The 21,833-nt window shown below is 42.2% G+C and carries 19 protein-coding genes; 3 read left to right on the plus strand and 16 right to left on the minus strand.

What is annotated here, in order from left to right; genetic code table 11:
* Nucleotides 1-8 precede the first annotated feature (8 nt).
* The 11 genes from KPY62_RS02600 to KPY62_RS02645 all read right to left on the minus strand — a co-directional run bounded on the left by KPY62_RS02600 (nucleotide 9) and on the right by KPY62_RS02645 (nucleotide 9,669).
* A complete protein-coding gene (locus tag KPY62_RS02600) occupies nucleotides 9-506 on the minus strand; it encodes a CvpA family protein (protein WP_216580696.1) in 498 nt (165 codons plus the stop codon).
* 37 nt (nucleotides 507-543) lie between these two features.
* Nucleotides 544-1,587: a quinone-dependent dihydroorotate dehydrogenase gene (locus tag KPY62_RS02605; protein ID WP_216580697.1), complete on the minus strand. Its 1,044-nt coding sequence runs from the start codon at nucleotides 1,585-1,587 to the stop codon at nucleotides 544-546.
* 180 nt (nucleotides 1,588-1,767) lie between these two features.
* Entirely contained in the window at nucleotides 1,768-2,310 is a 543-nt protein-coding gene (locus tag KPY62_RS02610) for a DUF4870 family protein (protein WP_228730534.1), read from the minus strand.
* Nucleotides 2,311-2,486: 176 nt separating this feature from the next.
* The gene (gene gspM / locus KPY62_RS02615; RefSeq protein ID WP_216580698.1) at nucleotides 2,487-3,029 is read right to left on the minus strand and encodes a type II secretion system protein GspM; all 543 of its coding nucleotides are present in this window, start codon (nucleotides 3,027-3,029) and stop codon (nucleotides 2,487-2,489) included.
* Nucleotides 3,030-3,198: 169 nt separating this feature from the next.
* The gene (locus KPY62_RS13650) at nucleotides 3,199-3,408 is read right to left on the minus strand and encodes a hypothetical protein (protein WP_228730535.1); all 210 of its coding nucleotides are present in this window, start codon (nucleotides 3,406-3,408) and stop codon (nucleotides 3,199-3,201) included.
* Nucleotides 3,409-3,432: 24 nt separating this feature from the next.
* Nucleotides 3,433-4,620, minus strand: coding sequence for a type II secretion system protein GspL (locus KPY62_RS02620; RefSeq protein ID WP_228730536.1), 1,188 nt, complete (start codon nucleotides 4,618-4,620; stop codon nucleotides 3,433-3,435).
* A 191-nt stretch (nucleotides 4,621-4,811) separates the two neighbouring features.
* Nucleotides 4,812-5,267, minus strand: coding sequence for a phosphohistidine phosphatase SixA (gene sixA / locus KPY62_RS02625; RefSeq protein ID WP_216580699.1), 456 nt, complete (start codon nucleotides 5,265-5,267; stop codon nucleotides 4,812-4,814).
* 50 nt (nucleotides 5,268-5,317) lie between these two features.
* Nucleotides 5,318-6,688 (minus strand): NAD(P)H-dependent glycerol-3-phosphate dehydrogenase, encoded by a 1,371-nt coding sequence (locus KPY62_RS02630; RefSeq protein WP_216580700.1) that lies wholly within the window; start codon nucleotides 6,686-6,688, stop codon nucleotides 5,318-5,320.
* A gap of 117 nt (nucleotides 6,689-6,805) precedes the next feature.
* Nucleotides 6,806-7,483 (minus strand): nitroreductase, encoded by a 678-nt coding sequence (locus KPY62_RS02635; protein WP_216580701.1) that lies wholly within the window; start codon nucleotides 7,481-7,483, stop codon nucleotides 6,806-6,808.
* Between the two features lie 161 nt (nucleotides 7,484-7,644).
* Nucleotides 7,645-8,745: a cell division protein ZapE gene (zapE, locus tag KPY62_RS02640; RefSeq protein WP_216580702.1), complete on the minus strand. Its 1,101-nt coding sequence runs from the start codon at nucleotides 8,743-8,745 to the stop codon at nucleotides 7,645-7,647.
* Between the two features lie 273 nt (nucleotides 8,746-9,018).
* Nucleotides 9,019-9,669 carry an alpha/beta hydrolase gene (locus tag KPY62_RS02645; RefSeq protein WP_216580703.1) on the minus strand — a complete coding sequence of 217 codons (651 nt, stop codon included), beginning with the start codon at nucleotides 9,667-9,669 and terminating at the stop codon, nucleotides 9,019-9,021.
* Nucleotides 9,670-9,994: 325 nt separating this feature from the next.
* On the opposite strand from KPY62_RS02645, the gene KPY62_RS02650 reads away from it, so the two are divergent.
* From KPY62_RS02650 to xseB, 3 genes are all read left to right on the plus strand, one after another.
* Entirely contained in the window at nucleotides 9,995-10,393 is a 399-nt protein-coding gene (locus KPY62_RS02650) for a hypothetical protein (RefSeq protein WP_216580704.1), read from the plus strand.
* 150 nt (nucleotides 10,394-10,543) lie between these two features.
* On the plus strand, nucleotides 10,544-12,076 hold the full coding sequence (xseA, locus tag KPY62_RS02655) for an exodeoxyribonuclease VII large subunit (protein WP_216580705.1): 1,533 nt from the start codon (nucleotides 10,544-10,546) through the stop codon (nucleotides 12,074-12,076).
* 226 nt (nucleotides 12,077-12,302) lie between these two features.
* The gene (xseB, locus tag KPY62_RS02660) at nucleotides 12,303-12,563 is read left to right on the plus strand and encodes an exodeoxyribonuclease VII small subunit (RefSeq protein ID WP_216580706.1); all 261 of its coding nucleotides are present in this window, start codon (nucleotides 12,303-12,305) and stop codon (nucleotides 12,561-12,563) included.
* 57 nt (nucleotides 12,564-12,620) lie between these two features.
* Here the strand turns inward: xseB and pncB are convergent, their stop codons facing one another.
* From pncB to KPY62_RS02685, 5 genes are all read right to left on the minus strand, one after another.
* Nucleotides 12,621-13,865 (minus strand): nicotinate phosphoribosyltransferase, encoded by a 1,245-nt coding sequence (pncB, locus tag KPY62_RS02665; protein WP_216580707.1) that lies wholly within the window; start codon nucleotides 13,863-13,865, stop codon nucleotides 12,621-12,623.
* A gap of 388 nt (nucleotides 13,866-14,253) precedes the next feature.
* Nucleotides 14,254-16,047: a bifunctional peptide-methionine (S)-S-oxide reductase MsrA/peptide-methionine (R)-S-oxide reductase MsrB gene (msrAB, locus tag KPY62_RS02670; RefSeq protein ID WP_216580708.1), complete on the minus strand. Its 1,794-nt coding sequence runs from the start codon at nucleotides 16,045-16,047 to the stop codon at nucleotides 14,254-14,256.
* 686 nt (nucleotides 16,048-16,733) lie between these two features.
* On the minus strand, nucleotides 16,734-17,609 hold the full coding sequence (locus tag KPY62_RS02675) for an ATP-binding cassette domain-containing protein (RefSeq protein WP_216580709.1): 876 nt from the start codon (nucleotides 17,607-17,609) through the stop codon (nucleotides 16,734-16,736).
* Nucleotides 17,610-17,680: 71 nt separating this feature from the next.
* The gene (locus KPY62_RS02680) at nucleotides 17,681-19,633 is read right to left on the minus strand and encodes a glycine betaine ABC transporter substrate-binding protein (protein WP_216580710.1); all 1,953 of its coding nucleotides are present in this window, start codon (nucleotides 19,631-19,633) and stop codon (nucleotides 17,681-17,683) included.
* 392 nt (nucleotides 19,634-20,025) lie between these two features.
* Nucleotides 20,026-21,528 carry a coniferyl aldehyde dehydrogenase gene (locus KPY62_RS02685; protein WP_216580711.1) on the minus strand — a complete coding sequence of 501 codons (1,503 nt, stop codon included), beginning with the start codon at nucleotides 21,526-21,528 and terminating at the stop codon, nucleotides 20,026-20,028.
* Nucleotides 21,529-21,833 lie beyond the last annotated feature (305 nt).

Here is a 21,833-nt window from a genome sequence, read left to right on the forward strand (position 1 = left end):
ATTAGGGCTTAGGATTGGTTGATTTGATCCCAAGCAGCCCCTAACACATCAGCAGCTAAAGCCTTACCTATAGGAGCATAAGGCAATAGTTCAGGGGCTATAACTGAAGCTTGCCATTGCGGTGTTTGTACTAATAATGGCGCGCTGATACTTAGTATAACTAAGATTACTAACACGTTTTTTGCTGCGCCTAATACGCCGCCAGCCATCTTATCGACTATACCTAAACGCAAAGTTCTTAGCGCACTTGAGAATACAAAGGCTAGCGAATGCATCACTGTCAGAATGACAATGACTACTGCTAAAAATGCTAAGGCTGTTTGTAAAACTGGGTTTTGTACTATTGATGATAACTGGGGGGCAACCGAGCTTGCTAAACGAGTGGCGGCGATCAAAGCAATAAACCAGCCAGCCAAACCGACTGCTGTTTTTATTAGCCCTACTTGAAAACCGCGCCATAAACCAATTAGTACCACTACGGCAATGATAATATCTATGCCACTCATAACCACCGCCTTATTATGTTATTGACTTGACTGAGCCTTACGATAACTCGGTTTCCAACGCATCATAATAACCGCCAATAGCTTGAATACAAGACTGCACTAGACCTGGACCTCGATATATCAAACCAGTATAAAGCTGTACTAGCTCAGCACCTGCAGTGATTTTCTTTACTGCTTTTTCACCGCTATCGATACCACCGACACCGATTAATGCTACTTTACCTTCTAATTGATCAGAGAACTGTCTTAATATTTGAGTACTAATGTGACTGACTGGACGCCCAGAAAGACCACCCATTTGGTCACCATCACGCAAATCCTCAACCCCTACTCGGCTTAAGGTAGTGTTAGTGGCGATTAGACCATCAATCTCAAAATCTAATAGTTGTTGCGAGATGTAATCGACTTGTAACGGCTCTAAGTCAGGGGCTACTTTTAATACTAGCGGCACATAGAATCCATACTCTGTAGCCAGTTGGCTATGACGATTTTTTATACGCTCTAACAGATGAGTAAGTGCTTCACCGCTTTGTAAATCACGAAGATTTTCAGTATTTGGCGAGGAGATATTAACGGTAATATAAGAAGCATGAGGATAGACACGCTCTAGACAATAGACGTAATCATCTGCCGCTTTCTCTACAGGAGTACTAGCATTCTTGCCAATATTAATACCTATATTGCCTTTATATTTGCACTGTTTAACTTTTTCAATTAGATAATCAACGCCATGATTATTAAAGCCCATCCGGTTAATAATAGCGTTCGCTTGTTTGATTCGAAACATACGTGGCTTATCATTACCTAACTGAGGTTTTGGCGTCACCGTACCTACTTCAATAAAACCAAAGCCTAGCTCAGCAAGTGCATCGATATAGTCGCCATTTTTATCCAACCCAGCTGCCAATCCTACTGGATTGGAAAACTGTAAACCCATACAAGTGGTCGGCTGCATATGTTGGCCATAGATCAAGCCCAAAGTCCGTGCTCGATGAGCCTTATCCAATAAGGATAGCGTAATATCATGAGCGTTTTCAGGATCCATCTTGAATAACAGCGGGCGTAATAGAACGTAGGACATAGCAACAGTTAACCTAATTAAAAAAAAGACAAGACAAATAATATTTGATGCATAACTATAATCGCAGCGATTATATCAGCTAAACAGGACGAAGACTAAAGTTTCATGCTCAGCATTGCCAATCGGCATCGGCATCGGCTTATCAGCCATCCGTTTATAGATAAGGGGTGATATGGATTATTAAGGAATAGGACGGTTATCAGTGAGAGCTATCCAACCACGGATAATACGGTATAAGTGCCAAATAAAGGCGATGCCAATGATAAATACTCCTAAGCCTGCTATGAAAAACGATCCAAAAGCCATGTTATTGCTTTCAGCCAACATACCAACACCTAGCACTCCGAAGGCTGATAATACCATGACACTGCCAATAATAAACCAGAAGATACTGTACCAAAAAGTCTTGATCTGCCAGTCAAAATGTGTGGCCAGCCAAGTGTTATCAGCATCATGGCGCTTAACATAGTTGATTACTATAGGCACAATCCACAATAGACCAGCCGTAAAGTAGCTGAGTATGTACAGCAGATAAGTAATATGATTATAACCAACTAACGAGCGTTGCTGGCTATCAGTCAGATTAGAGCCAGGTTGTTGCGACAAGTCATGGGTTGGTTGCGATCTTATAAAAGCATCATTATAGGCTGGTGTGTGCTCAGCATTGAGGTCAACGTTAGTATCCGGTCGACGATCAAGATGAGGATCAGAATTATTGTTCATAGTGAACATCCCTAATAAAGTTTCATAGTAAGGTTTAATAGTAAGCGACAACCACTAATAAGTTTTACCCTTGAGGGCTTTTTATAACTAATAACTTTTTATTATTATCTACAAGGACGAATTGTGGTTTTATTACGATTTAATTGTGATTGATCTTGCTACTTTCAAGATCAGTACTAAAAAGGGACCGTCGCTTGCACCTGAATCTGTTTGCTGGCGAGATCTTGCTGCATAGTCAATTGGCTAAACTGTAATCCTTGTCGCTCAAGCTTAGCTAACGCCGCACTCACTACCCCTTGACTGTCATTAGTGAAGCTTAGTTGCACTTTGTCACCCTCCGCTACTACTTGCGCATTATCAATTCCAGAACTATTTAATAGAGTATTAACTCTACTAGCGGGTGGCTGGGCACTACTATCATTTTGGCTATCTAGCACCGTACTATCTATATTTGTAGCTTGCGAGCGCAGCCAAAAATAATCTGTTACTCGCTGTTGATAGTCCTCTTTACTGGCTTTAGCGGCTTGATGAACCGTATAGCCGCCATAAACGCCAACAAATAAAATCAAAAACACCATCAAAACACTCAAGGCCACCTGATCACGGCTTGATAGCGCTTGCCAGCGTGACCATAGCAGATCCTGTTGAAGACTTAGACGTGCTGACCAACTGCTTGCCACTGGCATACTCCCTTTAGTGCGACACGTTAAAACACTCATCAACTAGCCTAGTGAATGATGATTTTACTACTAAAGACTATTAACGCTTTTTTAAATAGTTGTTTATAAATAATAAATCTTAGCCAATACCCTTTCAATGGTCATAACTTTTACTCTAGCGGGCAGCTCTAGCCTAGCGCTTTTAGCAACAAATAGTTTGAAACCCTTATCAAGAGTCAGTAAAATTGCCCGCTGTGGCTTGAGTAGCTAGAGACTCACTAGCTGAGTTATCCGCTATATTGACAATAATTTGACCACTAAATTGTCCCTGCTCATTGCTACTGATCCGCTCTAAATTAGCATTTAATCCTTGCTCCTTCAAAGTGGCGGCGAACTGATCTAGGCTATTACGATCCGGCGCTAGCAGGGTAAAGCTCAAAGCTGTCGGCTGTATACTCAGTGATTACGCTTGTAACGATGCTTGCTTGATAAGGGGCGATATCCGTGCCATTGCCGCCATAGAGGAGGACGCTTGCGTATCAGTACGTAGTTTCGGGCGCAGCTGAGTTTCAAGTTCAGTACGTGGATTTAGACGCTCTTCAGGAAACCAAGCTTGATACTGCTTGCCAATCGTTTGCTGAGTAGCGGTAGCGGCTGCATCGTAGCGATACCACTGTACAGCATCAGTGGCGATTTGCAGTACTAGCGCTGATAAAGCCACTATGACCGCTACTCGTAAGTACGGTGAAAGCTTAGCATCTGATAATTTAGTAAAAAAATTAAGCGTATGACCTTGAGGGCGCTCGACAGGTTTAGGCTTAGCTGCTAGCAGTGTTAACAATAGCTGCTGTTCAGCAATAATCTGAGCGGTCTCTGCTGACACATTAGGGTTATCGTTACCCATAGTAGACAGCGCTAATGGCAAGTCGGTGTTTACTATTTCAACTGGGCCATCACTATCACTATCACTATCACTATTAATGATCGAACTAGTGGTGTTAGGATCAACTGAGCTTGCAAAAGAGTGGTTAGGAGCGTTATTAGTAGCTTTATTACCTGCGTCACTGTCAGACTCAATAGCCGATAGAGTGCAAACTTCGCTTAAATGCGCTAATCGATCAAATATTAATGGCAAATAGCTAACGGCTACGCCTTGGTAATCAGCTTGGCGCAATAAAGTGGTAAAGCGGTCTTGATAAAGCACTACTTGCTGTCCGGCACCCTCTTCTGGCGTCGGCAATAATAAAAAGTCTGGTAATAAGGCCCCAATAGATAAGCCGGCAAAAGTGGCGCTTTGTTGCCAAGCTTCAATATCGTGCTGAGCCAAGGCATAAAGATGAGACGGATTAGCTTGAGTGGTTTGCCGTAATACTAATTGTTCTATCGGCGTTAACGAAGTTTCTTCAAACAAGTACTGTTTGCCAGTATTGCCCAACTGCTTGAGCTGCGTGGTGTTTAACGCCGTATCGACTTGTCGCATATGGCTAGTAGGAAAATATAAGCACAAGGTCTTGCTGCTATTGGTCTTATAACCGTTATAACCAACGTAATCCTGCAGTTGCTGCCAGCCCTCAAGCGTTTGCCATTGACTATTTGCCTCATGCCAAACAGCAAGCGGACTGTGCTGCGCTCTTAACCATACGTGTAACACCAAGCACATCCTTAAATCAATTTATCAAAACATCTGATGTAGGGTACGCTATGCGCATCGAATTTTGTTTATAGATTTGTCATCAACAACGTCTTTATAATCTTAACCCTATCAACGTACTTTATCAATCAAGGCCAACTATCATCACTAGCTATCACTTATTATTACTAGTTATGAGTGATTAAGACTGCTCAGGGTTGAATAGGAACAAAACGATCGATCTCTGTGGCCATGCCAGTCATAACAAACTCCATCTCGAAGATGCGTGCCTCTGCCAAAGCGAAACTCTCTGGACTATCGCCGGTAAGCAAGCTGGCGATATAAGCCACAATAGACATATGGCAGACCACTACTAAGCACTCAGCGTCAATAGTAGCCAGTGTAGCCAAAGCAGTATGCGCATCATCAGCGGGAGTAATATTGTTCTGGATTTTTACTGGCACATCGATAGCGCGTGACTGTAACTGGGCCAAGGTTTGCTGGGCTCTAGTGTAAGGACTGACTACTAAATAATCTAGCGTATAGTTGGCGGTAATATACTGCGCTGTTCGTGCCGCTTGTTGCTGACCAAAATCAGTCAATTGGCGCGCACTATCAGGACGAGTTTCATCTTCTGCTTGGCCATGACGCATCAATATAATCTTCATAACTTTCCTTCTATATCACTTGCCAACGTTTAACACTTTAGCCTTTACGGCTATTTATCATCAGTGTCAGTGTCAGTGTCAGTGTCAGTATTATCTTGTGCAGCCGCTTGCATTTGTGCGCTAAGCGCAGCATTGCTGTGATCATGCGCCATGACGAACTCTACGTCACTACGGAAGCCTGCTTCCATAAGATGTAGAGCCACCCCTAATGCTGCTTTGTCTTCATAAATAACCGCATATAAAGCATGAGTAATGGGCATATAAATACCTTGCTTACTGGCCTTTTCATGCACTTGCTGAATAGTGTTAACTCCTTCAGCGGTTTGGCCCAGTTTTTTAATCGCAGCATCAATATTCATGCCACGGCCAAGCATATTACCTATTCGATAATTACGGCTCAACTCAGAGCTACAAGTAGCATATAGATCGCCAACACCAGACAGTCCTAAAAAAGTCAAAGGATTAGCGCCTTCCTCTACCCCAAAACGACTCATTTCTGCTAATGCTCGAGTCAATAACATCGCTTTAGTATTCTCACCGACATCGTAAGCGGCAGCCATGCCCATAGCAATAGCGTAGATATTTTTGAGTGCGCCGCCTAGTTCCACGCCCCGTATATCATCACTAGCAAACACCCGGAAAAAAGCACTATGTAATGCGGCTTGTACGGCGTGACGCAATGGCTCCGAATGACTAGCAATGACCGTTGCTGAAGGCATATTCTTCATGATTTCAATAGCCAAATTCGGCCCTGACATTACCCCGAAGTTCACTTCTGGCAACTCTTCTTTGATGATATCACTCATCATCGCAAAGGTATCTTTTTCCATACCTTTAGTCAGCGACACGATCGATTGCCCGGTAATATACGGGGCGATATTTTTTAGCGTCTCGCGAAAGGCTGAACTCGGCACCGCAAGGAATATAATGTCTTTGTCTTTGACGGCAGCGGCTAAGTCATGATTAAACTTAAGTCGATCATCTAACTTAAACCCAGGTAAATACTTTTTATTCATCCGCAGCTTAGCCATAGATTTTACGATGCGCTTATCTCTTACCCAAAGCGTAGTATCACAGCCATTGCGCGCGGCTAAGTTTGCCATAGCAGTCCCAAAACTACCGCCACCCAAAAACGCTAAGCGTAATTGCGTTGGGGTCTTGTGGATTTCTGCCATATTTTTGGCTACTGCTGCTTCTACTTTGCTTGGAACCAGCTTTTTGCGCCCTAGCCCTGATTTCGTAGCACGCTCAATAATGCTAGCCAGCAAGCCACCTTGTTTTTCAGTACTGCCACTAGTGTGATCGTCATTAACATCAGTATCAGTATCAGTATCGATACTATTGATCTCACTATCATTAATATTAGTATCTGCACTAGCCGTTAGTTGTTTGACAGTATTTTTTTTACTAGAGCTTTTCATATCTCATTATCCGATCATCTGATGTTATTTATGCAGCTTATAGAATTGCCATACAAAGGTATAGCTTTATATTAACGCTTTAGTCCGAACTTGCAAAAGATAAAGTGCAAACTAAGCCTAAGATTCAAAGCGCAGTAACGGCTCAATATCGATAGGTTTGCGCAAATGTTTATCCGCAGGACTAGTGCCAGTGTAGACAAAAGCGGTGACATAATCGTCTGCGCCAACGCCAAAGTAAGCCTTTACCGCAGGCTCATTGCACAATAACCCAGTACGCCATACCGTACTGAATCCTTGCGACTTTAACGCTAAGATTAAGTTCTGTACCGCCGAACCAGCGCTAAGCATTTGCTCGAAGGCTGGCACTTTTTTATGTTCTTGCATGTGGGTAACGACCGTAATAATCATTGGTGCCCGTAGTGGGAGATTAGCAGTTTTATGCAATGTTTTTTCAGACAACTCTTCACCATCTATGGCCGCTTTGTGTTGCGCAGCAGTGACCAAGGCAAGACCCAGTTCATAGCGAGCGTCACCTTCCGTAACGATAAATCGCCATGGGCGTAGTTTTTTATGGTCAGGAGCAGTAGCAGCGCAGCCTACAGCAGCTCGAATTTGTTCATGAGTCGGTGCGGGAGTGTCTAAGTTACCAATACTGCGTCTGGAATTAATCCATTCGATAAGGTTAATATCGTTCCCTTGGTTTTCGCCTACATCCTGATTGGTTACTTCAATTTTATTTGACTTATCTTTACTAGTTTGGATGTCATCAATATTTTTAATTTCAACTGTCTTCATTATTTATCCTTAGCTTTAATTTTTAATTAGCCGTTATTATTTGTTGATAGTTATTCTGTCTTAATTAAACAATAAAGCCATACAAAAATTGCTAGTTTTTGTATGGCTTTTGCTGACTATCCTCACCTATTACGGTAACAATGGCTCAATGCTCTCTTGGCTTAAGCAACATCATCAAGGCGATGCTTCATTTTTAGATAGTCCTCTGACTGCATCTCAAGCAAGCGTGAGCGCGTACGTTCAATCTCAAAAGTCAGTTTTTCCCCTTGATACAAGTCAAGAATAGACTGCTCGGCTCGAATCAATAGTTTTACTCGCCGATCATAAAACTCATCGACCAGGTAAATAAACCGGCGAGTAGGATCACGTAAGTCGTCGTTCAAGGCTGGTACCGCATTGACTAGCACGGTACTATAGCGATTGGCAATCTCAATAAAATCTGCCGCTGAACGTGGTTGCATACATAGATGACGAAAATCACAAAACAGAATAGTTTCAGTACGGGCATTTATTTTGATTTCACGCCCATTAATCTCGATAGGATCACTACTAATCTTAATATTAGCCGACAGACTAGCAAAACGGTTGGCTAACCAGTTGTGGTTTTCTCGAGTCATTGGTGATTTATATAACTCAGCTTGCTGTAGAACTCGTAGCCGATAGTCTATGCCCGCATCGATGTTCATCACTGTGGTATTAGTTTCAACTTCAGCAATCGCTGGCATAAAGCGATCACGATGTAGGCCATCTTTATACAATCCTGATGGCTCGATGTTTGATGTGGCTACTAAGGTTACACCGCGATTAAATAACATAGTAAATAAATCGCCTAAGATCATAGCATCAGAGACGTTGGAAACAAAAAACTCATCAAAGCAGATCACTACCGCTTCTTTATAAATGATATCAGCCACTTTTTCTAACGGGTCCGCTTCACCATGAATCTGATTCAGCTCTTTATGCACACGTTGCATAAAATGGTGGAAGTGCTGACGCATTTTGCGATCTATAGTCAAGGAGTCATAGAACATATCCATCATCCACGTTTTACCACGTCCTACACCACCCCACATATACAAGCCTTTTGGCGCAGCAGGCTTAGCTTTTAAAAAGCTAAAAAACCTTTTCTTTTGCCCAGCACTTTCATTGAGCTGATTATACAAATCATCAAGATAACTCATAGCAAGGTACTGCTGCTCGTCTTTAGTAAACCCATCTTTTTCAATGGCTTGCTCGTAACGCTGCAATGGAGATAGACTCATAATGCGACTCATCATTAGACAAAATAAATAACAAAATAATGTGTTGATACCAATAGCCGCTACTAACTTATGACTTTTACACTGAGTGTTGCACTGAGTATAGTCACGGCTACTTTATCAGAATGATCTGGGCTGGTTTTGAGCCTCAGATAGTAATAAAAATATTTACACACCCATTCTTTAGGTTAACACGGCTTAAGCTTAGCACCCAGAACTTATACTAGACTGCTATAAATCCATACTCATCAAAGCTAACATTTTAACTAGTACTAACTAATTGCTACTATGCTCAGCTAGCAACTTTTTCAGCTCCGACAAGCGGCCGTGAAAAAAGTGCCCCGCTCCGTCTACTACACTAACCGCTATCCCTAAATGTTCAGCAAAGGCTTGCATATTAGCTGGGTCAATGACCTCATCAGCACTACCATAAATCTCAAAAGTTTTATCGATAGGCAAGCTGATATCATCACTAGCGTTTTTCTCTATTGAAGGAGAAATAAGTGCCACATTGGCTATTTCAAAGTCGCTTAAACCCCAAACGTGTGCGGACATCAACACCTGCTCAGCAACTCGCGCTGTCACGTAACCGCCAAAAGAAAAGCCACCTAACCATAATTTACGAGCATTGGTTTGTCCTGCCAGCCATTGTAGCACGGTCATAGCATCCAGCACTTCGCCATCTGCATAATCATGCTCGCCAGTAGATTGACCCACACCGCGAAAGTTAAAGCGCACCACATGCATGCCACTATCACGAGCAAAGCGGTACATAGTCGTCACCACTTTATTATTCATCGTGCCTTCAAATAGAGGGTTGGGATGACATAATAAAGCCACAGTGTCAGTGCTAACATCATTAGGATTGTCGTTTTGCCAGAGCGCATCGACTTCTAACACGCCAGCAGGAGAAGGAATTAAAAGCATAGGTATGACTACTGATTAGGAATATAGGGTCAATTATCCTAGAAATAGTTTATATTTCAAGTCATTTACTAATTATATTGCTGATAATTAAGGTATAAAAAAAGATAAATACCCAGTGCTGCTATTAATTTACTTATAACAGCTACAGTTCAGTCATCGTGCCACTAGTTAAAGCAAAGCTTTGGCCAGATTGCTTAAGCAGAGGCAACACAAGCGTAACACCGAACACAATTGCCCTCTAGACCTTAAGGATACAAATCGGCTAAATTCATATTGTTTTTCGTATAACTTTATTTCATTTTGTACCATCTATAGGATATTACCCATGAATACTTATTCCAACAAAGCTATCAGTAGTAAAAAAGTAACTAAAACCTTAGCACTAACGTCAAGTCTAGCCGCCGCATTGCTATTGAGCGCCTGTCAAAGTACGCCTTCATCACCAGTAATCCAACGGGCTAATTCTACTTTTGAGACCACAGGAATGGGGGTTACTAAGGTCAAAGCGCAACAAAACGCTATCGATAGCGCCAGCAAGACTTGTCGCAGTAAGCAAGTCGTCATCGTTGAAGATAAAGTCAAATATAACGGTATCTTAGATGAGCGTGCTGGGCGATTACTTGGACAGGTTGGCTCTGTTGTTGGTTCAGTATTAGGTAAAGCCTCACCGGATCTATCACGTAATGATGATTACGAATACACGATTAATTTCCGCTGCCAATAAGCGAATAGTAACTTTATAAAACAACTGGCCAATAAATCTATTTTAGAATAGGTTTATTGGCTTTTTTATGAATAGTCTTTTTGTCAGCCTACTTTTACGCTAAGCTAGTACTCTAACGCTTTAACGCTAATGTCTATCTGGTCTAATATTATGCGCAAACCCAAACTTACATCGCTTGATAGTGTCACTCGTAATAAAGTAATAGTACCCGTTAAAGACTTGGCCACCTTAGAGGCTGAGCTGGCTGAGCAGGAACATAGTCTAGAAAACAGCCTTGAAGATACAGTGCTGCGCCTCAGCGACTATTTAGCAGCGGTAGAGATGGTGATTAAACAAACCTTTGAACATCGGGTATGGGTCAAAGCGGAGATTCGCAATCTATCGACGAAAGGCGGCCATTATTATTTTGAGCTAGCAGAAAAAGACGATGACGGTAAAGTAGTCGCTAGCTGTCGTGGTAATCTATGGCGCTTTAAGGCAACGCGCGTTTTAGCGAAGTTTGAACGGGCAACGGGTATGCCCCTCAATCGCGACTTGACTGTACTGCTGAAAGTCTCGGCCAGTTTTCATGCGCAATACGGCTTCGCTCTTACTATTGAGGATATCGATCCAAGTTACACTCTCGGTGATTTGGCACGCCAGTACGCACAAATGGTCGATCGCTTAACTGGTGAGGGACTGATGACTCTCAATAAGCAGCTGCCGAAACCTTTTGATATCGAGCACGTTATCGTTATCGCCCCCGAAAAGGCGGCTGGGCTTGGTGACTTTCAAGCTGATGCTGATCGACTCGCCAGCACCGGGGCTTGTCATTTTCATTATCATAATGCTACATTTCAAGGCAATCACGCCCCTGCCGAGATACGCCAAGCGATTGTCAGTGCCCAGCAACAATTCTATGCTAGCTACCAGCGCTTACCTGATTTGTTAGTTATCATTCGCGGTGGCGGTGCCGTCGGTGACTTGGCTTATCTTAATGATTATGAGCTGGCGGCTATAGTTGCCGAGCAGCCAGTGCCAGTATGGGTAGGTATTGGTCATGAGCGTGACAAAGTCATCTTAGATGAAGTGGCGCACAGCAGCTTTGATACCCCCTCAAAAGTCATAGCGGCTATTAGTGCTCATCTAGCGAATCTAGTCAGCCAAACTTTGCATTATAGAGCGCAAATCAAGCAAGCAGCACAACGTCAGCTCAAAAGCGCTGAACAACAAGCTATACGTCAACTGAGTCAGCTACAGTCGCAAACCGTGGGCCAGCTAACCGCGCTACAAAAAGACAGTGACTATGCTTGGCGTAGTATCCAACAAAGTGCGCAGCGCCAAGTCAAACAAGCCGAACGCTTAAGCGCTAAGTGGCAAAATCAAATACAAACGGCGGCTTATCAACAGCTGGCTACTGCTCGCATTGATAGCAGTAATTATAAAAAAACCATTATTCAAGTAGCCCAGCAGCAGACTCTACAAGCACAACGCCATAGCGCCCATTTGCGTGATATCGTACTGTTACACCGACCTGCACGTGTCCTCAAGCAAGGCTACACTATGCTTACTAGCCAATCAGGGCAGCATACCCTAGCCAGCAGTGAGCAGCTACATGCTGATCAGACTATCAAAATTATTTTAAAAGACGGTAAAGCAACGGCGCGTATCTTAGCAGTAGAAACCACTAACACTGATAGCTGATAATCTGTTTATTGTAAAAACTATATAGCGAGATTGAGATCCATTTTTTGCAGACTTTGTCAGCATAGGCACAGCAAGCCAGAAAAACTCATCACCGTCTTGCGTCGAAAGGTAATGTAGCTATTTTATTTGCTATCGACTGGATTGTTAAATACTCATATCAGCTATTTTGCTGATTTTAAAACTAACTTATTAGACCATTATTAACTAAATACTAGGATCTGTTATGACTACTGAAATTGCTAAATCAGCTACTCGCAAACGTAAAAAAGCCGCCCCAAAGACCTTTAAGGCGGCTTACGATATTCTAAAAACTAATGCTGCCGAACTCCAGCAACAAGAAGAACCCGATATCGATAACTTGATGACTACTGTCGAAGAGTCTATTGCTGCTTATAGAGTCTGTGAGACCCGTATCAATGCCATACAGCAAGCATTAGATGCCGCGTTTGCTGAAGAAGAAACTATTACTAGCACTTATGATTAGTAATGAATCAAATTGCCTATAGGCGGTATTGTGGATTGTAGAGTGTGAACCACTCTCTTACTTCAACTCATCGACTTCAAACACTTGACGTAAATAGGCTAAATAAGTATCGTTATTGATCATAGTTTTCCCTGGACTATCAGACAGCTTAGCAACTGGCTGGCCATTACATTCAACTAGCTTTAGCACTATATTTAGCGGCGTTAGACCCATATCATTAGTCAAGTTAGTACCAATACCAAAGCTGGTCTTGATCTGCTCCTTAAAGTATTGATGCAGCTCCCAAGCCTTATCCAAATCTAAGCCATCGCTAAAGGTTAAAATTTTAGTCTTTGGATCTATTTTTAGTTTTTTATAATGAGCAACGGCTTTGTCACCCCAGATATAAGGGTCGCCACTATCATGACGTAAACCATCGAATAACTTAGCAAAATACAAATCAAAATCACGTAAGAAGGCATCCATACCCACCACATCCGTCAGGGCAATACCTAAATCACCACGATACTCATGAACCCAAGCTTCAAGAGCAGCCTTTTGTGAGTCACGCAGGCGCACATCTAGAGCCTGAAATGCCTGCATAAATTCATGCGCCATCGTGCCTATCGGCGTCATCTCTAAATTCTTAGCAAGTAATACATTAGAGGTGCCACTGACGATACTTGGCTCGGCTAGATGCAAAGTCTCAACCACATGCGCTTGCCACTGCTTGCTAAAGCGACGGCGAGTACCGAAATCTGCCACGATAAAGGGAGGTACATCTACCTTTAGATTAGCGGTCTGCTGCTTAGCATAATGGTGTAATAGCGCAACTTTAGCCTCTAGTCTTCGCTGCCCTTCCTCAATAACGCTAGGGTCCGATAGAGCATTGAAATATAGCTCGTTGACAATAGCCAATACAAAAACTTCAAAGAACATCGCTTGAATCATCGGTCCTTCAATATCGATGAACAGCCGACCTTTACTATCAGTACTGACGGTAATAAATCGGCGCTTTAATTTAAATAACTCTAAATAATCGACAAAATCTGAGCGCATAAAGCGCAAGCTACGCAAGTAATCCAGCTCATCTGGCAAAAAACGCAATTCACATAAGCTATCTAATTGCTGTTCAAGCGCTTCTTTGATGGTCGCTAATGGATAAGCAGCATCATTATTATTACGGCAACGAAACTTATAGACGCCGTGAGTTTGCGGGAACTGATGCAGCATCGCTTGCAACATAGTAAATTTATATAAATCATTATCGAGCAATGAAGTGATTATGGGGGCATAAGTAATAGGGGTAGAAGTGATGCTCATGCAATAACCTTAAATAAATATAAAAGTGTACAAAGATAGGATAGCAATATTATCTTACAAATAAATAATAACCGTAAGTAAATATAGAATTGAATAGGGAATAATTTTAACTGCCGCTGCATTATCAATAAATCAATAAAGTGCCTAGTATAACTAAGTTTATTGTTGTTTGTGATATTCGCTCGCCATAACAGCAAAAAGCCTACGTTTGATAACAGCTTTTAATACCCTTCAATAGCCTTTAATAATGACAATTGGCAGGTTTTTAATGACGCTACTAATAAAAAAACTCATAAAAAAAGACGCTAAGCTTGTCCTTAACGTCTTTTTTTTAGATTAAATGATGCTTATGTATAACAGTGCTGATAGATAATATTAATTACCGTTACTACTTCACTAATTTGACTAGTGGGCCGTAACCTGACTGTGGCATAACGGCTACTGGAATAAACTGTAAGGCCCCGCCGTTAATGCAATAACGCAAGCCGCCACGGTCTTTTGGTCCATCAGGGAATACATGGCCTAGATGGGAATCAGCGACTCGTGAGCGGATCTCTGTACGCACCATGTTGTAGGCCATATCATCATGCTGAGTAATCACTTGCATATCAATAGGTTTAGTAAAGCTTGGCCAGCCACATTGAGAGTTGTACTTATCTGTTGACAAGAATAACGGCTCACCGCTGACTACATCAACATAAATCCCCGGTGCAAATAGATTGTCATATTCATGACTAAAGGCACGCTCTGTTCCCGCATCTTGGGTAATATTGTACTGCTCTTTAGTCAAAGTATTCTTTAGCGCATTCTTATCAAAGCCAGCATAACGCTTAGCTGCCAAGGTCTCTGCTACGGTGTTGACTGGAGCAAGCTTGGTAGTGGCTGTACCTGCAGGCTTATCATCAGCCAAGCTTAAATCAACGTGGCAATAGCCATTAGGATTTTTGGCCAAGTAATCCTGATGATACATCTCAGCCAAGTAAAAGTTATCTAGCGACTCATGCTCAACTACTATTTTTTGCTCATATTTATCTTGTAGCTTAGCAACAGCTGCGTCTACTACGGCTTTATCCTTACTATCAGTATAATATATACCTGAGCGATATTGGACGCCACGATCGTTGCCTTGCTTGTTAAGGCTGGTGGGATCAATCACTCGGAAGTAGTACTTTAAGATAGTATCAAGATCGGTTTTATCCGCATCATAAGTGACTTTTACCGCTTCAGTATGCCCTGAACCACGAATAACTTGCTCATAACTTGGGTTCGGCTGAGTGTCATCACCATTAGCATAGCCTGAGACCGCATCAACAACTCCTTCAACACGCTCCATATAGGCTTCGACACCCCAGAAGCAACCGCCAGCCAAGTATATTGAGCGGGTGTTAATCGCTTTGCCTTTATCATTGTAGTAAACACCATCTTTTTGCTTAATAGTTTCAATCTTACTATTATTGTCTAGTGCTTGCGTTGCCACAGGTTTAGCATTGCCAGCTTTTAGTTCAGCGAAGTCATTACCTGCATTCTCCGCTAAGGCATAAGCTTGTTCAGCAGTCATATTACCTTTTACTAAATGCACTAGATTGCCTTTTTTATCCAATATAGCCCAACTTGGATACACTTGTACACCAAGCTTAGTAATGAGCTCACCAGAAGCATCGACTAATACTGGTAATTTTGGATAATCACCTTGCACACCGGCATACCACTTTTCAAATTCACCCGTAGCTTTTTCATTAAGCTGGCCGGGACTAGCGACAGTCACTACATTTAAATTAGCAAACTTTGGATCAGTGCGCCACTCTTCAGTCTCAGCAAGCGTGCCTAAACATAGCGGACACCAACTTGCCCAAAATTTTACTAAAGTAGGCTTATTTGGATCTATAACTGCTGCGCCATTCTTACCTAGACCTTTAGTCAGTTGCGGTAAAGCTTGTATCTGCTTTAGCATATCTGACGGTAACATATCGCGTGAGTTAGTCACCCCGCTGTTTTGACTGTTAACTTTTTTACTAGTACTAGTGCCATTTTCAGCACTACTTATCTGACCGCACGCTATTAATAATCCAGCACTCAATACGCTAGTCACCCCAAAGGCACTAACGTTCTTTAACCAACCTGATGGCTTTGAGCTTGTCGCTGAGCCATTATTATGGTCTCTGGGAGTGTTATTACTTGGCATAAGAGGTCCTGTTTACGAGAAATAGTATACTGTCTATTTATTATACTCACTGATAATCAAACTCACTAAAAAGCGCTTTCTGTGCAGCGATATTGCCTATGCAGCGCTATTGCTTAGGTAAGTGGCTGTTAATAATTACCTTGCTACTGATAAATACAAATTTAAAATAATAGTTAGAAATGCCGCTAATCAGTACTAAGTCTACCTTAGGAAAGATTAAAGCAGGCTAGCATAAAAAGCAGACTATCATAAAATAATTGCTGAGCTAGTAATAAATAGACTCGGAGCTATATTTTACAATGGTTGAGAGTTGCGAGGTAAGTTTGAACATCAATAACTTCAGGATAATGATAAAGTTATTATAGAATAATTACAATTAGATTTTATTAACAATAGCTATTTATTATTTAGATAATGTTAATAATTAGTAAGGTAATGATACTGTTTTTTACATAGCTGTTAGACAATAAGTAAGTGGGGAATAAAACGGTTACTTTAATAACCAAATTGCTATTAGAGCTGCTTACTAGTTAGTTACTAGCTACTGACTGGCAACCCTTATACTCAGTATTAGGCTCGACTGCTATTAGCCCATTGGCCCCTGACCTATGTAATTGCGGTCAATAACTGATCAGCAATCTAGCTAGTAGAATACAGGCTTATAGAAAGAGACAGTTTTAGCGCTGCTAATGCTTAGCACGCATAAACTGCGCCACATAATCATCAGCCGGATGATGCCGTAGCTCTTCAGGAGTACCGGTCTGTACCAACCGCCCGCCATTTAAGATACTAATACGCTGCCCCACTTTAATAGCCTCATCAATATCATGAGTAATAAATACGATAGTTTTATTAAGACGTGCTTGCAGCTCAAGCAATTGATCTTGCAGTTGATTGCGAATCAGAGGATCAAGTGCAGAGAATGCCTCATCCATTAGCAATATAGGAGTATCAGTAGCTAAAGCTCGTGCCAGCCCAACCCGTTGCTGCATGCCACCCGATAACTCATCAGGATAACTGCTTTCTAAGTTAGGTAAGCCGACTTCATTAAGCCAATGCTTGGCGGTTTCATGGCGCTCACTGATGCTCATCTTACGTACTCGTAGTCCATAAGCGACGTTTTGTAGCACCGTCATATGTGGCATCAAACCAAAATGCTGGAATACCATACTTATAGTTTGCTGGCGATATTGCTGTAGCTCTTTATCATTAAGCTGCAAAATATTGATAGCTGACTCGGCAGTAGTATGAGTCTTTACCGACGGCATTGGTGTGGTGCTATCAATGGCAGTATCCACCCATATTTGGCCACTAGTGGGATCGATCAGACGATTAATATGGCGTATAAGTGTCGATTTTCCAGAACCTGATAAGCCCATAATGCAGTGTAATTCACCAGCTTCTATGGCTAAATTAACATCGTAGAGGCCTACTGAATAGCCAGTATGAGCTTTAACTGCTACGCTATCCATGCCTTCGGCCAATAGTGCCAATGCTGATTTTGCTTGGCTATCCGTGGCATTATAGATTTTACTAATATTTTTTAGTTGGATATGATTCATTATTATTCTCTTTTAAGCAAACCTTTAAGACAGTAGTGTCGGCACCCAAATTTTGACTATTACCCGAGCGCTTAGCCAATATGATGACGACCAGCTGCAATAGTTTTTTGCCTTGCACGGCGACCTTGACCGAACGCTTGGGTGATGCGGTCAATAATAATGGCCACGATCACAATAGCGGTACCTGCTTGTAGGCCCTGACCAATATTGAGGGTCTGAATCGATTGTAATACATCTTCGCCTAAACCTGGCGCACCAATCATAGAGGCCAATACTACCATGGCCAATGACATCATGACTGCTTGGTTGACACCGGCCATAATACTCGGCAAAGCTTGCGGCAACTTAATCCAAATTAACAACTGCCAATGGGTGCTACCAAACGAGCGTCCCGCTTCAACCATCTCATGATTAACTTGCGTGATACCCAAAGTGGTCAAGCGAATGAGTGGCGGCAGGGCATAAATAATAGTGGCGAATAATGCTGGGACTTTACCAATACCGAACAGCATAAGCACCGGTATTAGATATACGAAGCTGGGCATAGTCTGCATCACATCTAGTATTGGGGTGACTATTTTGCGCAGTAGATTACTGCTCGCCATAGCGATACCGATAGGGACGCCGATCACCACCGTGACCAATACCGATACGATCAATAGAGCAAAAGTAGCAATCAAAGCAGCCCATAGACCGAACGAGCCAATCAAAAACAACCCCGCGCCACAAGCAAGCGCAAACCATATTTTACGCACCCCAAACCAAGCCAATATCGTCACTGCCAATATAATTAGCCAAGGTGGAATCACAGTTAATAGGCGCTCAATAGGCAATAACAAATAAGTTAGCGCCAAATGACTGATACTGCGAAAAACATCGCCATAGTTTTTGACCACTGCGGCCAAGGAGCGGTTTAGCGGACCTTCAAGCGACCACGAAGGAAAAGTGGATGACCATCCTAATAAGGTATTAGAAGTAGATGAATTAACCGAACGGTTGCTGCTGGTATTACTAGAGCCATCCTCGCTAAGACTGATGCCCAACTCGCCCGCAAGCTTGTTAGCGGCAGTTTCAGACAGCCAAGCTTGCCAAACATTAGGATTATCACGTAAAAACTCAAGCGCCTGCTCATCCCCACTACGCTTGTTCTCACTCATTGCTAAGATAGCACCGTTGAGCTGATCAGCAGTAAACTGTACTTTTTCATAGACCGCAGACAACTCTGGATTGGCGCTAATAAAAGGCGCAGAGACAGCAATCGCTAATGGGGATACTGGAGCGCCAGTAACACAATCAGAGCTGCCATCGGCCAACAATAAGTCTTGCCAGCAGGCATCGTCATGAGCAGGAAACTCTATCTGAGCGAAGTCATATTTAGCGATTAAACCTGTAGGCTGCCAGTAGTAGAATAATAACGGCTTACGCTGCTCAAAAGCAGAAGCGATCTCAGCATCGAGAGCTGCACCAGTGCCAGGATGGACATTATTAAAAATGCTATCTAGGCCAGTATTCTTCAGCAGACGAGTGTTAAAAATCTCACAAGCCCAGCCAGAGGGACAATTCATAAAGCGTGATTTATTAGGATCTTCGGGGTCTTTAAATAGATCTTTATATTTAGGCAAGTCTTGATAACGGCGTAGACCTGGATTGTCATCCATCACATACTGTGGGACATACCAGCCTTGAGTAGCACCCCCTTTAAGTGTATCGCCAATGACCATGACTTTATTATCAGCAATAGCTTTTTCCATGATAGGAGAACGCCCTACCCACTGCTCACCAATGATTTGAATATCATTCTGAGATAGGGCTGTCTCTAGCGCCGGCCCCGCTCCAGGCACTTCTTCGATCTGACAACCATAACCGCTCTCAGTTATATACTTGAGCACGCCAGTAGTAAATTGACCACTCTCCCAAGTCAAAGCACCAAATTTAATAGGAGTGCTACACGCTGCTGCTGATGCGGTTAGCGGTATTAATAATGAGCTTAATAATAATAAGCTTAGCGCAATCCATTGACGCATAAAGTATCCTATTTATTGATATTCCGGTAGTCAGCGTTAGTAGGCTATAGCTGTCGAACCATGACAAATAAAGCTTAATAAAAATAATAAATGCTCGTAGCACTTATAGAAGCAGTCTAATAGTAAAACTTAATATTGACTTTAGTTACCATGGTAACTTTCACTCTTACTCAGGATTCTAGCTGCTTATGCTGTTGATAACCAACCTTTATTTGGTAACCAACTGGCTACCGATGTTATTAGCACCAACTTGCTTGTTAAAAAACTCATCAAAACTTATAAAAATTCATTACAAGTCGTTAAAAAAACATTAAAAAAAGCGCCTATGGTAATAAGCGCTTTTACAGTTAGCAAAATAAGGTTTATGCAATATCAGCTATTTCAATAGACGGTTACTTTAGAAATATACCCATAGCTCTTTTAAACAATCCCTCGTAAGGCGGTAAGAACAGATTTAGACCGTTTATTTTAGCTTGCACAAACACTGGCTTCATATGACTTAAACGTTCAAAGCCAGCCTTGCCATGGTAAGAGCCCATACCTGAATGACCAACCCCACCAAAGGGTAAGTCGTGTTGCGCCACATGGATAATCACTTCATTGATGCAGACGCCTCCAGATACGGTATGAGTCCGTAATTTTTCAATGCCGCGATCATCATTACCAAAGATATATAGGGCCAAAGGACGTGGACGAGCATTAACAAACTCAATCGCCTCATCCAGGGTCTCATAATGCATTAGAGGTAATATCGGTGCAAAGATTTCATTCTGCATAACCTTGCTGTCAACTGCCGGCTCGGTGATAATCAGTGGTGGCATTAATCGACTGTCATCATTAGCATCGACATCGGTAATATTGTGCACTTGATCGGTAGGTAAGCCTGCTACATACCCTTGTACTCGGTTAAACTGTTCTTTATTAATGATATAACTATAATCTTGGTTATTGGCAATATTTGGATAATGCTGTTGCATCCAAGCAGTGGCCAATTCAATAAAGCGCTGATGATACTTACGATGAATCAACACATAATCAGGGGCTATACAAGTTTGGCCGGCATTGATGGTCTTGCCCATCATCACTCGATTAACTGCTGACTCTAGATTGACGTCATCTAAGACAATCACTGGTGACTTACCACCCAACTCTAGGGTGACTGGTGTCAAGTTTGGTGCAGCGGCCGCCATTATTTTTTTGCCTACTTCTGTAGAGCCGGTGTAGAGTAAATGGTCAAAAGGCAGCTTACTAAAGGCTTCGGCAATATCAACCTCCCCTAATACGACACTTACCATATCTGATGAGAAATAATGAGCCACTGCTTTGGCAAAAGCTTCGGCAAATTTAGGGGCCGCTTCACTCATCTTCACCATTATTCTATTACCAGCAGTCAAAGCATCGATCATCGGCCCAATCGCTAAATATAGTGGATAGTTCCAAGGCACTATAATACCGACAACCCCTAAAGGCTGAGGTTGAATCTCATTATGAGCGGGCAAATATAAAGCTGAGATAGAGACTCGGCGCGTTTTCATCCACGATTTGCCATTCTTTTTGGCATGACTGATGCCGGTAAAGCTCGGAAATAGCTCAGCGAACTGGGTTTCAGAAGTACTGCGATAACCAAAATCAGCGCTGATAGCTTGCGCCAAGTTGTCTTGATTATCGCTTAGTAGCGCCTCTAAGTTATCCAGCTGATTGAGGCGAGTGCTCCAATCTAGTATAGGCTGGCTACGGCTCAATTTTTGTAGATATAAAAACTGCTTTTGCAACTCATCTATGCTGGTTATAATGCTTGGGTTATGCTCAGTTGCCGCTTGGCTACTACTATTTGAGCTATTGTTAGCTTTTTCATTGAGCGGTTGCTTGTCAGTGCTTTGGGTATTATCAATCATTAGTAATCCTTGTGGTCATAAACTCTAGAGCCAATATGTTCTGCGGTTAGTCATTCATTAGGGAGTGAAGTAAAAGACGATCAAATCATGACAAATGTTATTGGGATGCGGTTTAATGTAGCCTATTGATTAGCCAATGAAAAGCCTATTTAGGATACTGATAGGTTTGGCATAAGTTACAAACGCTGCAGGCTCTCTTGCAGCAACGTCATGATTATTTAGTAAACCCTCGATTTATTCTATAATCGGTCCTAAGTAAAAGAAATACAATGACCCACTACTAGGATTAAAAACTGCTAAACTAA

Source organism: Psychrobacter sp. TAE2020 (assembly GCF_018919485.1).
GTDB lineage: Bacteria > Pseudomonadota > Gammaproteobacteria > Pseudomonadales > Moraxellaceae > Psychrobacter.